This is a genomic window from Borreliella kurtenbachii, from assembly GCF_030437945.2.
GTDB classification, from domain to species: Bacteria; Spirochaetota; Spirochaetia; order Borreliales; family Borreliaceae; genus Borreliella; species Borreliella carolinensis.
In genome coordinates this window covers 674,124-686,050 of the sequence record NZ_CP124058.1, presented here as the reverse complement: position 1 = coordinate 686,050, position 11,927 = coordinate 674,124, and the positions used below count along the sequence as shown (strand labels likewise).

Below are 11,927 nucleotides of genomic sequence, written 5' to 3'. Positions count from 1 at the left end.
TACATTCGCTATAGCGTATTACTTCTATACAATTAAAAAATACAAAATATACAAAACCAGCACAAATTTTTATTATATAATGTAAATATTAACTAATCTTTATATTATAAAGACAAAGAATTTATGTTTAGAAAACTAAAAAAATTGAAAACCTATATTATTATTATTTCAATAACTAAATTTTCAGAAGATAACCTGTTATCAATAATATCAAATATAAAATATTTGATTGAACACAAAAAGTTAGCCTACAAAATACATTGGACATTCCCAACATACTTTTTTGAAATTTTAAGAGAACATGAGGAGTTAAACAAATGGCTTTTTGAAAGATTCAAAACCAATACAGATATATATATGCCTGGAACTTACAGTGGAAGCCCTCATGAATACATGCTGCACGATGAGATACATTTAGACTTGTATTGGGCACTAAAAAATCCATTCAAAAGTGGATACAAAGACATATTTCAAAATAAGCCTATTATGTTTTATATATACAACATAGAAAAGTTTAGGAAAAAGGTAACTGAACTTTACAGAAAGCTTAATTTCAATTATACAGAAGGAATAAGAAAGAGTAAAAATAATAAAAACTACTTAATTTTTTATAAAAATAACTGCCAATATTTATATGAGGTACAAAAAATAGATTCTCCAAAAAGCAACGTAGAAACTCTTATTTATTTTTATGAAATCAAAGAAACTTATGATAATCAAGAATTAAAAAATTTTTTACTTTATTTAAAAGCCTTAGAAAACAGCTTACACAGCATTAAGATACAAAATCTAGAAGGATCCAAGCTTACTACTGAACTACTAGAGATTCCAAAATTTAACTCTCTTAAAGAGCAAGAACCAATAATAAATTTTCAAAACAAAAGACTTAAAGATTATCAAATTAACGAAAAAAGCTTAAGAGAATTTTTAATAAATAAGCACCAAGATGAAATTGTAAAAAATTCAGAATCAATTGTGCATAAGAATTTGGAATACAATATGGAAGGAAATTTCACACTATCTCACGATCAATACAATATCAAATTCGAAAATGGAAAGTTAAATAAAATAAAATTTAAAGATAAAAAAGTTGAATTTCTAAATACATCTAGAACTTATTTTAAGGTTTCATCAAAAAAAGAATTAATAAAAGAAGCATCTATTGAAAACTCATTTTCCTTCTCAAATGAAAAAATTTTGGGAATAAAACAATATTTGGCTTTTAACTCTGCCAAAAAATCAACAATTGATTTTTTTATAGATGAGACTATCTCTAGCTTCTTTATATCGATCAAAATAAAATGGCCCTCTAAAATAGATCTAGACAAAAAAACATTAAAAAAATGCAATCCTGATTATCTTCTTGAATATTCGGCTCTTGAAATCCCTGTATTTGAAATTGCAAAAGGCACTAATTTAAAAATAACGGCAAAATACAGCGATCTTGATACTTATGAAAAAATAATAATAACTAAAAACAATCCTAAAGGCTACATTAATGGCACAGAATTTTTGATATCTAAAGGAAATGATAAAAACAGTAATTTTTTTATAAGCTTTTTAAATGTTGAAAAACATATTATTCATACAATTAATTATAAAATTGAAAAAATAAATTCTAAAAAATGGTTAGTTTTAAATATAGGAGGTTCTTACAACACAGTCAAGATCCAAGATGTAATAAATTACTCTCAAACACTAAATTTAATGATACTACCATTAAATAATAATTTTGATAACAAAATAAAACTGAATTCAAAAATAAAAAATTTAATTTTTTATACTAATATAAAAAAATATGAAAATAAATAAATAATAAGTAGTAAAATATTAATAACTGGGTATAAAATTATCTTAAGAAGAACATAAAAAGTATTTAATCTTTAATTTAAACAAAAAGGTATAATAATTATGAATGATAACATAATAGACGTCCATTCCGCATTGGAAAAAGTCGGTATTACAAACGATCCTGTATTATTGAAAAATTTAACATCAGAATTAGGAATGAAAGCATCTCATTCGAGAAACAGAATCATTCTCTACATAGCATCAAACCCAAAAGAATACTTTACAGCAAAAGAAGTTTATAACAAACTTATAAAAGAAATTCCAAGCCTATCAAAAGCAACGGTATATAATACATTAAATATTCTAAAAGAAAGAAATATACTAAAAGACATAAAAACTACTGATCAAAAAGAAACAAAATTTTATCTAAGCTTGGCTTCCACAATAGCACACTTTAAATGCAACAAATGCAATCAAGTCCACCCTATTCAACTTGACGATATTAAAGATATTTTGAAAGACAAGCTTGGAGAAAACTGGGAAACAAAATCTATTGAAATAATTTACTCAGGGCATTGCAATAATTGCTACAAAAAAGATATCCATAACAACAACAATATCCCACCAGAGAACAAGGGAATCACTTTATGAATATAAAAAATATCATTTTTATACTTATATTCTTATTGCTCTTAATACTAGTTAGTCCTAGAATAAAATTTAAAAATGAATTTTTAAAAAAAACAATTCCTAAAAACATAGAAGAAATTGACAGTTACTTATTAAAAGAAGAATTACAATTTAATTTAGAAAACAATACAAAAAAAGAAATTATATGGCATAAAGAAAAAGCACAAAAAACTTCATATTCTGTGGTCTATATTCATGGATTTGGAGCATCGAAAAATGAAATTTATCCGGTTCCAAATAATATTGCAAAAGCTCTTAATGCAAATATTTTTTTTACAAGACTTAAAGGACACGGAATTAATAATAAAAATGCATTTCGGGGAATAACTACCCAAGATTGGCTGAAAGACATTGATGAGGCTATTAACATTGGCAAATTAATAGGTGATAAATTAATATTAATTGGGACCTCTAATGGGGGTGCTGCCAGCATCTGGGCCTTAGCAAACTATCCAAATGAAATAAACTCGGTGGTATTAATTTCTCCTAACATATTCCCTTATGACAAGAGAACAAATATTGTTTACTATCCCTGGGGACGACAAATTGCATATCTTATAACAGGTGGTTACAATAAATTTGAAACAAAAGAGTATAAAAGAAAAGAACATATGACTATAAAAAGCCACTCTTCAAAATTACAGCATGTAGACGCAGTTATTGCAATGATGGGCCTTGTCACATTATTAAATTCATATAATTTTGATGAAATCAAAATACCTTTAATAATAGCCCACACACCCAATGATCATACAGTAGACCCAATAAAAATAAACGAATTTATAAAAAATTATGGAGGTGAAAAAAAGGATATTCCCATTATACTTCTTGAAAATTCGCATGCACACTTGCCTATTGGAAACCAAAGCTACAAAAGCGCCCAAAACACATCATACTTCACAAAGTATGTAGTTGATTTCATAAACAAGATTAATAAGTAATAGCCTTAAGGCTATTACTTATTAAAAAATCAATCCTCTAGTAATTCTTCTATTTCATTCTTAAGAACACTAACGCCTGGTCCGTAAACTACCTGAACCCCATTGCCTTTAATAATTACCCCCTTAGAACCCGTTTTTTTTAAAATTTTTTCAGAAACTTTAAGAACATCTCTTACTGTAATTCTTAGCCTAGTTGCACAACAATCAAGCTCAACAATATTTGAAGCGCCACCAAGCCCGATAATAACCTTAGCAGCATAATTTTCTTCAAATTCACCACTCTTAGTACTTGAAGAATCTTCAGAGCTTACATCTTGCGTTCTACCGGGAGTTTTAAAATCAAATTTTTTTATTAAAAATAAAAAAGTAAAGTAGTAAAGGAAAAACCAAACAATGCCTACAACCGGCACCAAAAGCCAATTAGTTCTTGAATTTCCCTGCAAAACACCAAAAAGAATAAAATCAATAAACCCTCCAGAAAACGTCTGACCTATTGTAATTTGAAGAATATGCGCCAACATGAAAGCAAATCCATCAAATGTAGCATGAATAACATAAAGAATAGGGGCTACAAAAAGAAAAGAAAATTCAAGCGGTTCTGTTATGCCTGTTAAAAATGACGTTAAAGCTGAAGACATCAAAAGACCAAAAACTTTTGTTCTCTCCCCGCGCTTTGCGGTGTGATATAGAGCAAGTGCAGCTCCAGGCAAACCAAACATCATGGTAATATGTCGTCCACTCATAAAACGACTAGTTCCAATAAAAAATCTATTTGTACCTTGAGCAGCAAGTTCTGCAAAAAAGATATTCTGAGTCCCTTCGATCAATTTTCCATCAATAATAACAGATCCCCCAAGGCCTGTTGTCCAAAATGGCAAATAAAATATATGATGAAGACCAAAAGGTCCAAGCATTCTTAAAAAAATTCCATAAATAAGTGTTCCAATATAACCGGTTGAATCTACCAAGCCTCCTACTTTATTAATTCCACTTTGTACAAATGGCCAAAAAAGAAACATAATAACAGCAAGAAAAATACTAGAAAAAGAAACAACAATCGGCACAAATCTAGATCCGGAAAAAAATCCAAGAACCTTAGGCAAATCAACCTTGTTAAACCTAGAATGAAGATAATAAGTCAAAATACCAACTACAATCCCTCCAAAAACCCCTGTTTCTAAAGTCTTAATCCCAAGAACAAAGCCCACAGCACCACTAGAGAAAGACTCCGCTTTGCCTGACACATCAATTAAAACTCCAATAGTAGCATTCATTACAAGATAGCCAATAAATGCTGCAATTCCAGATGTACCTTTATCTGATTTGGCAAGTCCAATAGCAATTCCAATAGAAAATATTGGTGCTAAATTTGAAAAAATAATAGAACCTGAGGCGCTCATTACTTTGAAAATTGATTGTAAGAAAAATATATTCAAAAAAGAATAAGTCCTAACAGTTTCTGGATTAGAAAGAGAGCCTCCAATTCCTAAAAGCAGCCCTGCTGCTGGCAAAATAGCAATAGGAAGCATAAAAGAACGCCCAAATTTTTGAGCTTGTTCAAAGCCCTTTAACATAAAACCCTCCTAAAATAAAAAATAAATTAACCCCTAACCCTAAGTTTAAAATTATTTTTTAATCTGATTTATTTTTTCTACAAATTTTTTAGTAATCTCAGCGGGCCTTGTAATAGCGCCCCCTACAACTACTAAATCAACCCCCATTTCAAAGCATTTTTGAGCTTTTAAGGGGGTGTCTATTTTCCCCTCCACTATTAAAGTAGCTTTTAAATTAGAATTAAGTAAAGTTTTTAAAAAATTAAAATTATTGTCTGCAATATTCAAACCATTAGTACTTTTTGTATAGCCATACAAAGTTGTTCCAATAAAATCAAATCCCAATTTATCGGCATTAATAGCTTCATCTAAAGAAGAAATATCTGCCATCAAAAGCTGCTTTGGATATTTTTTTTTAATATTTTCAAAAAAATCATCAAGTAGTACGCCATCAGGCCTATTCCTAAAAGTGGCATCAAGGGCAATTATATCTACCCCTTCATTACAAAGCTCATCAATCTCTTTCATGGTAGGAGTAATAAATACATCGCAATTATTATATTTTTTTTTAATAATGCCTATGATTGGCAAATCAACTTCCAACTTAATCTGGCTAATATCATTAACTCCGTTGGCTCTTATTCCAATAGCTCCACCTATTTTGGCGGCTAAAGCCATCTTAGACATAATAAAACTACTGTGTAAAGGCTCATTCTCAAGAGCTTGGCAAGATACTATTAACCCTCTTTTGATTTTTGCAATAATAATCATACCTCCTATAAAATTTATTTTTTTAAAAAAATATAAAAACTCAAATACAGATTATATTTTTTCTTTAAAAAAAACAATTCTTTTAAAGGAAATTAACATAAATTCGCAACATAAAAACAAAAATAATTTATTATCCAATAAACATTAGGCTATAATTTAGGCATGGCAAATAAAATCAACTGGTTTCCTGGACACATGAAAAGGGCCTTAGATCTAATAAAAAATAATTTGCAAAAAGCTAATATTGTGCTAGAAATACTTGATGCTAGAGCCCCATTTAGCAGTAAAAATCCATTAACTGAAAAAATTATTAAAAATCAAGCTAAAATAATTCTTTTACACAAATCTGATATTGCTCAAATATCAGAAATTATAAAATGGAAAAAATATTTTGAAAATCTTGGCAATACTGTAATAATAAGCAATATTTACAAAAAAGGAATGCGCAAGCAAATAATAGATATTATTAAAAAATTGGCCGTTGTTAAAAAGATAAAAAATTATAAAGAAAAAATAAAGGTTTTGATTATTGGAGTCCCAAATGTTGGAAAATCTTCAATAATAAATCTATTATCCGGCAAAAAGAGTGCAAAAGTTGCCAATAAACCTGGATATACTAAAAATATACAAATAGTAAAAATAAATGAAGAAATCAATCTTTTTGATATGCCAGGAGTTTTATGGCATAATCTAGTAGACCAATCGATTGCAAAAAAACTTGCAATATTGGATATGATCAAAAATGAAATAGTAGATAATATAGATCTTGCATTGTATTTACTTGAAATAATGGATCAAAATAATAAAAATATTTTACTAAAAAAATACGAAATATATCATAAAAATTCACTTGATATTCTACAAAATTTTGCAAAAGCAAGAAAATTAATCGGTAAAAAAAATGAGCTTAACCTTGAGAAAGCATCAAAAATATTAATCAAAGAATTCAGAGAAGGTAAATTTGGCAAAATAATTCTTGACAAGAATTATAATGCCTTTTAAAAAAGCATTTACATAAATAATAATATTAAGTATAATCTTGATTTGTATTAATACCGCCATAAGGAGGTTGAAATTAGTTGGATAATTATATCCTAGAGATTGAAAATCTAAGTCATTATTATGATAACAATGGAAACAAAACTTTAGATAACATAAATTTAAAAATTAAAAAAAATGAATTTATCACATTACTGGGCCCATCCGGATGTGGAAAAACAACATTAATAAAAATATTGGGTGGTTTTTTAAACCAAAAAAATGGAGAGATTTATTTCTTTTCTAAAGAAATATCTAAAACCAATCCAAACAAAAGAGAAATTAATACTGTATTTCAAAATTATGCGCTTTTCCCCCATATGAATGTTTTTGACAATATTTCATTTGGACTTAGAATGAAAAAAACGCCAAAAGATATAATCAAAGAAAAAGTAAAAACATCTCTTTCATTGATAGGAATGCCAAAATATGCATACAGAAATATTAACGAACTATCAGGAGGGCAAAAGCAAAGAGTTGCAATAGCAAGAGCAATAGTAATGGAACCTAAGCTTTTATTGCTAGATGAACCACTTTCTGCGCTTGATTTAAAAATGCGGCAAGAAATGCAAAAAGAATTAAAAAAAATACAGCGCCAACTTGGAATCACATTCATATACGTTACTCATGATCAAGAAGAAGCATTAACAATGAGCGATAGAATTGTTGTAATGAATGAGGGAATAATTTTACAAGTAGGAACGCCTGAGGAAATTTACAATGAGCCTAAAACAAAATTTGTAGCCGATTTTATTGGAGAAAGCAACATTTTTGATGGAACATACAAAAAAGAACTGGTTGTAAGTTTGCTAGGCCATGAATTTGAATGCCTTGACAAAGGGTTTGAAGCTGAAGAAGCAGTTGATCTTGTAATACGCCCAGAAGATGTAAAACTGCTTCCAAAAGGAAAAGGACATTTAAGTGGAACTATAACATCAGCAATTTTTCAAGGGGTTCATTACGAAATGACTCTAGAAATTCAAAAAACAAATTGGATAGTTCAAAGCACAAGACTTACAAAAGTTGGAGAAGAGGTTGACATATTCTTAGAACCTGATGACATTCATGTCATGCACAAGGAATAATGATTGTGAAAAAATTGATATTAATCATATATTCTATATTCCTATTAACATTTAGTATTTTTCCCTTACTAATAATAATATTGCTTGGATTTTTAAATGAAAAACACGAATTTACAATCTATAACTTTATTGGGCTTTTAAACCCAAGTTATCTTAGTATCTTTTCAAGAAGTCTAAAACTCGCAACAATAGCAACAATTTTTTGCATTTTAATAGGCTATCCTGCCGCCTGGCTAATTTCATTATCAAAAAAAAGTGCTCAAAACAAATTAATAATCATGATAATACTTCCCATGTGGATAAATACATTGCTTAGAACTTATGCCTGGATGAGAATCCTTGGAAAAAATGGATTCATCAACAACTTATTCGAAAAGATCGGATTTGGAACTTTAGATCTTCTTTATAATGAACAAGCTGTTACAATAGGAATGGTATACAATTTTTTGCCTTTCATGATTTTGCCAATATACACAGGACTTTTAAAAATTAAACCAGAATGCATTGAAGCGGCTCAAGATCTTGGAGCAAGAATGTGGCAAATATTACTTTACATAAAAATACCTCTAACGCTCTCTTACCTGGCAACAGGAATAATTATGGTATTTATTCCTTCAATTACAGTATTTATCATTTCAGATTTGCTAGGAGGCTCTAAACAAATTTTAATAGGAAATCTAATAAGCAAACAGTTTCTCTTTATAGAAGACTGGAATACTGGATCTGCAATTTCATTTATTTTAATGCTAGTAATATTAATTTTTAATTTAATAATAATAAAATTAATGCGAAAAAATAATGGAGAGTAAAATATGTTTAGAGCCTTTAAAAACATCTTCTTATTTCTAATACTCAGCTTTATTTACCTTCCAATAATAATCTTAATAATTTATTCTTTTAACTCTGGTGAGAGTGGATTTATATGGCAAGGATTTAGTCTAAAATGGTATAAAGAAATTTTTGCCTCAAGTCAAATCAAATCCGCAATATTTAATACCATTTTAATAGCTACAATCTCATCTTTGACCTCTGTTGTTATTGGAATTATTGGCGCTTATGCAATTTATAAATCAGAAAACAAAAAATTGAAAACAATATTATTATCGGCAAATAAAATAACAATAATTAATCCCGACATCGTAACAGGAATAAGCTTAATGACATTTTATTCTGCAATAAAAATGCAATTAGGATTTTCCACAATGCTAATATCACATATAATTTTTTCAACACCATACGTAGTAATAATAATTTTGCCCAAATTATATTCTCTCCCCGACAATATTATTGATGCTGCCAAAGATCTTGGAGCCTCAGAAATTCAGATATTCTTCAATATCATTTATCCAGAAATCGTCGGAAGCATAGCAACTGGAGCTCTTATTGCCTTCACATTATCAATAGATGATTTTTTGATATCATTTTTCACTACTGGGCAAGGATTTAACAATTTATCTATCCTAATAAACTCGCTAACAAAAAGAGGCATTAAACCCGTAATAAATGCTATTTCTGCAATATTGTTTTTTACAATATTGAGCCTTTTGTTTATTATTAATAAATTTATAGGAATTAAAAAATTAACAACAGATGCTGAGCTTTAAAATGAAAAAGGAGTACTTATGAAAAAAATTTTTATATTAATAGTAATTCTTACAACTTTTGCTTGTACTAAAAAAGACACAATAACTTTAAACGTATTTAATTGGGCAGAATATATTGACGAGACTTTATTAGATCAATTTGAAAAGGAAAACAATATAAAAATTAATTATGAAATCTTTCATAACAATGAAGAAATGATGGCTAAATTTAACAACACAAATAATTACTACGATATAATAGTCCCATCAGAATATTTAATCCAAGAATTAATCGATGAGGGCAAAATTGAAAAATTAGATTACTCAAAATTGCCAAATGTAACAAAAAATATTACTCAAAATCTTACAAACTTAGAACATGATCCTGGCAATCTTTATTCAGTGCCGGCCTACTGGGGATTAATGGGCATACTTTACAATAAAAATAAAATAGATTTAAATGACATGAAAGGTTTTGACATATTATTTAATAAAAAATATAAAAAAGAAATTACAATGCTAGATTCCCCTAAAGACAATATTGGGGTTGCTTTAAAAAAACTTGGATACTCAATAAATGAACATGATGCAGATAAAATCAAAGAAGCTGGGGAACTTTTAAAAATCCAAAATCCACTATTAATCGGATATTTCTCAGATGTGCCAGCAAAATCATTAATGCTAAATGGAGAAGCATCTATTCAACTCACATGGAGCGGTGAAGCACAAAGCGCTATGCTAAAAGACAAAAATTTAGATTTTTATGCACCGGAAAACACCAATTTATGGATAGATGCATTTGTAATTCCTATTGATGCTCCAAATAAAAACTTGGCTTACAAGTTCATAAACTTTTTATACGAAAATGAACCATCTTACAAAAATTTCAAAGAAACTAGATATAATTCTCCAAACAAAAACGTAATAAAAAGAATAGAAGAAGAAGCAAAAAATAACCCCGAAATGAAATTATATTTAGAAGAAAAATTTATACCAAAAGATTTTTCCAAATTTGAAATTTTTAAAAAAATACCTAAAAAAATAAAAGAAGAAATCCTCAAAATATATTTAAATCTATCTTCTTGAATATTTAAATTCAAAATAACTTAAAAGCTTTAAATTTTAAAAGCTTTTAAGTTTCGTGACTATTTTTTAAAAAAGATTTAAATACTAATTTTATATCAAGTCCAATTATAGACAAAGCAATCAATAAGACCAAAAATCCTTGATAAATTAAAAATGGAAAAATGTCAAAAGGAGAAAGCTTGCCTTTTGTAAAATCTATAAGAGCTATAACATGCATACTATGAGGCAAAATACTTAAAAAAAAGCAAGAAGACATACAAAGTAAAGCCGCAATACGATTTGAATTTAAATTATTCTCCTTAGTTATTGATCTTACAACAGAACCACTCATTAAAATAGCAAGCCCATTATTTGCAAGAAACATGGTTAAAATGCCAACTAAAACAACAATGACAAATTCCGAAGTTTTTTTAGATTTTGACATTTTTTGCAATTTTAAGAGTAACCAATCAAACCCCCCATACTTAATTGTCATATAAGAAATTCCACCTGTAGAAATAACAAGAATAAACATTTCTCCTAGGCCTAAAAATCCTTCATTGATTTTTTTAGCCAGCAACAAAAAAGTAACATCTGCGTAATAAATTCCAATAATACCAGCAACAACAATACCCAAAAACAAGGCTAAAAATACATCAAAGCCTGAAATTGCAACAGCCATAACAAAAATATATGGAATAATTTTAAAAAAATTTATCTCACCAGGCTCAATAATAAAACTATCGGTCTTGCAATAATAAGAACCTAAAAATGCAAAAGTAATACTTGCTAAAATTGCTGCTGGAAACGTATAAAAAGCTCCATTTTTAAAAACATCAACGATATTAACTTTTTGAGTATGACTTGAAATAATAGGGGTATCTGATATTAAAGACATATTATCCCCAAATGCACCAGCGCTAAGAATAGTACCGGCAATCAATGGAAGGGGAATGTTAACCTTATCTGCAAGTTCCAAGGCAATAGGAGCAACAGCAACAACAGTCCCCATAAAACTTCCAGTAGAAAAAGATAAAAAAAGAGTAATTAAAAAAATGCCGCATACTAGCAAATTCAATGGGACATATTTAAGGCCAATATTTACTACAGCATCAACACTTCCTATTTCTTTACAAACAGCAGAAAAAGCACCGGATAACATAAATATTAAAGATATAAAAATAACATCTTGTTGAGCGCATCCCTCAATGAATTTATTCATTTTTGCCAAAAAAGATCCCCTAAAGATAATAAATGTCAAAACAATAGCAATAAACATAGCAACTACAGGGGGCATTTGATAAAATGCTTTTTCTACACCATTAAAATAAAGAACAAGTCCTGTGCCAATATAAATCCCTATAAAAAGAAAAAAAGGCATAAGCCCCCAAAAATTTGGAACTACATTGG

At 28.6% G+C, this 11,927-nt stretch carries 11 protein-coding genes; 8 read left to right on the top strand and 3 right to left on the bottom strand.

The window, feature by feature from the left end:
* Positions 1-123: 123 nt before the first annotated feature.
* The 3 genes from QIA22_RS03830 (at position 124) to QIA22_RS03820 (ending at position 3,422) form a co-directional block, all read left to right on the top strand.
* Positions 124-1,812, top strand: a complete 1,689-nt coding sequence (locus QIA22_RS03830; protein WP_301611885.1) for a histidine kinase — start codon at positions 124-126, stop codon at positions 1,810-1,812.
* Positions 1,813-1,911: 99 nt separating this feature from the next.
* Complete coding sequence (gene bosR / locus QIA22_RS03825; RefSeq protein WP_014023862.1) at positions 1,912-2,442, top strand: oxidative stress transcriptional regulator BosR; 531 nt, start codon at positions 1,912-1,914, stop codon at positions 2,440-2,442.
* Positions 2,439-3,422 carry a lipase gene (locus QIA22_RS03820; protein ID WP_301611883.1) on the top strand — a complete coding sequence of 328 codons (984 nt, stop codon included), beginning with the start codon at positions 2,439-2,441 and terminating at the stop codon, positions 3,420-3,422. Before bosR ends, QIA22_RS03820 begins: the two co-directional genes overlap by 4 nt.
* Positions 3,423-3,451: 29 nt before the next feature.
* Here the strand turns inward: QIA22_RS03820 and QIA22_RS03815 are convergent, their stop codons facing one another.
* Both QIA22_RS03815 and QIA22_RS03810 read right to left on the bottom strand, forming a co-directional pair.
* Positions 3,452-4,996, bottom strand: coding sequence for a maltose/glucose-specific PTS transporter subunit IIC (locus QIA22_RS03815; protein WP_301611882.1), 1,545 nt, complete (start codon positions 4,994-4,996; stop codon positions 3,452-3,454).
* 51 nt (positions 4,997-5,047) lie between these two features.
* Positions 5,048-5,746, bottom strand: coding sequence for an N-acetylmannosamine-6-phosphate 2-epimerase (locus QIA22_RS03810; RefSeq protein ID WP_301611880.1), 699 nt, complete (start codon positions 5,744-5,746; stop codon positions 5,048-5,050).
* 162 nt (positions 5,747-5,908) lie between these two features.
* Here QIA22_RS03810 and ylqF point away from each other — a divergent pair, with 162 nt between their 5' ends.
* The 5 genes from ylqF (at position 5,909) to QIA22_RS03785 (ending at position 10,538) form a co-directional block, all read left to right on the top strand.
* Positions 5,909-6,748: a ribosome biogenesis GTPase YlqF gene (ylqF, locus tag QIA22_RS03805; protein ID WP_301611878.1), complete on the top strand. Its 840-nt coding sequence runs from the start codon at positions 5,909-5,911 to the stop codon at positions 6,746-6,748.
* 77 nt (positions 6,749-6,825) lie between these two features.
* Entirely contained in the window at positions 6,826-7,869 is a 1,044-nt protein-coding gene (locus QIA22_RS03800) for an ABC transporter ATP-binding protein (RefSeq protein ID WP_301611876.1), read from the top strand.
* A 5-nt stretch (positions 7,870-7,874) separates the two neighbouring features.
* Positions 7,875-8,678 (top strand): ABC transporter permease, encoded by an 804-nt coding sequence (locus QIA22_RS03795; RefSeq protein WP_301611875.1) that lies wholly within the window; start codon positions 7,875-7,877, stop codon positions 8,676-8,678.
* A 3-nt stretch (positions 8,679-8,681) separates the two neighbouring features.
* Positions 8,682-9,473: an ABC transporter permease gene (locus QIA22_RS03790; RefSeq protein ID WP_301611874.1), complete on the top strand. Its 792-nt coding sequence runs from the start codon at positions 8,682-8,684 to the stop codon at positions 9,471-9,473.
* Positions 9,474-9,491: 18 nt separating this feature from the next.
* Positions 9,492-10,538 (top strand): ABC transporter substrate-binding protein, encoded by a 1,047-nt coding sequence (locus QIA22_RS03785; RefSeq protein WP_301611873.1) that lies wholly within the window; start codon positions 9,492-9,494, stop codon positions 10,536-10,538.
* 46 nt (positions 10,539-10,584) lie between these two features.
* Here QIA22_RS03785 and QIA22_RS03780 read toward each other — a convergent pair whose 3' ends face one another.
* Positions 10,585-11,898 (bottom strand): Na+/H+ antiporter NhaC family protein, encoded by a 1,314-nt coding sequence (locus tag QIA22_RS03780; protein ID WP_417281427.1) that lies wholly within the window; start codon positions 11,896-11,898, stop codon positions 10,585-10,587.
* Between the last annotated feature and the right edge of the window lie 29 nt (positions 11,899-11,927).

What these genes read in the sequence shown, in the direction of transcription:
- ylqF (WP_301611878.1), top strand. Translation starts at nt 5,909, where the DNA reads ATGGCAAATAAAATCAACTGGTTTCCTGGACACATGAAAAGGGCCTTA.
- bosR (WP_014023862.1), top strand. Translation starts at nt 1,912, where the DNA reads ATGAATGATAACATAATAGACGTCCATTCCGCATTGGAAAAAGTCGGT.
- QIA22_RS03815 (WP_301611882.1), bottom strand. Translation starts at nt 4,996, where the DNA reads ATGTTAAAGGGCTTTGAACAAGCTCAAAAATTTGGGCGTTCTTTTATG.
- QIA22_RS03810 (WP_301611880.1), bottom strand. Translation starts at nt 5,746, where the DNA reads ATGATTATTATTGCAAAAATCAAAAGAGGGTTAATAGTATCTTGCCAA.
- QIA22_RS03780 (WP_417281427.1), bottom strand. Translation starts at nt 11,898, where the DNA reads ATGCCTTTTTTTCTTTTTATAGGGATTTATATTGGCACAGGACTTGTT.
- QIA22_RS03785 (WP_301611873.1), top strand. Translation starts at nt 9,492, where the DNA reads ATGAAAAAAATTTTTATATTAATAGTAATTCTTACAACTTTTGCTTGT.
- QIA22_RS03790 (WP_301611874.1), top strand. Translation starts at nt 8,682, where the DNA reads ATGTTTAGAGCCTTTAAAAACATCTTCTTATTTCTAATACTCAGCTTT.
- QIA22_RS03830 (WP_301611885.1), top strand. Translation starts at nt 124, where the DNA reads ATGTTTAGAAAACTAAAAAAATTGAAAACCTATATTATTATTATTTCA.
- QIA22_RS03820 (WP_301611883.1), top strand. Translation starts at nt 2,439, where the DNA reads ATGAATATAAAAAATATCATTTTTATACTTATATTCTTATTGCTCTTA.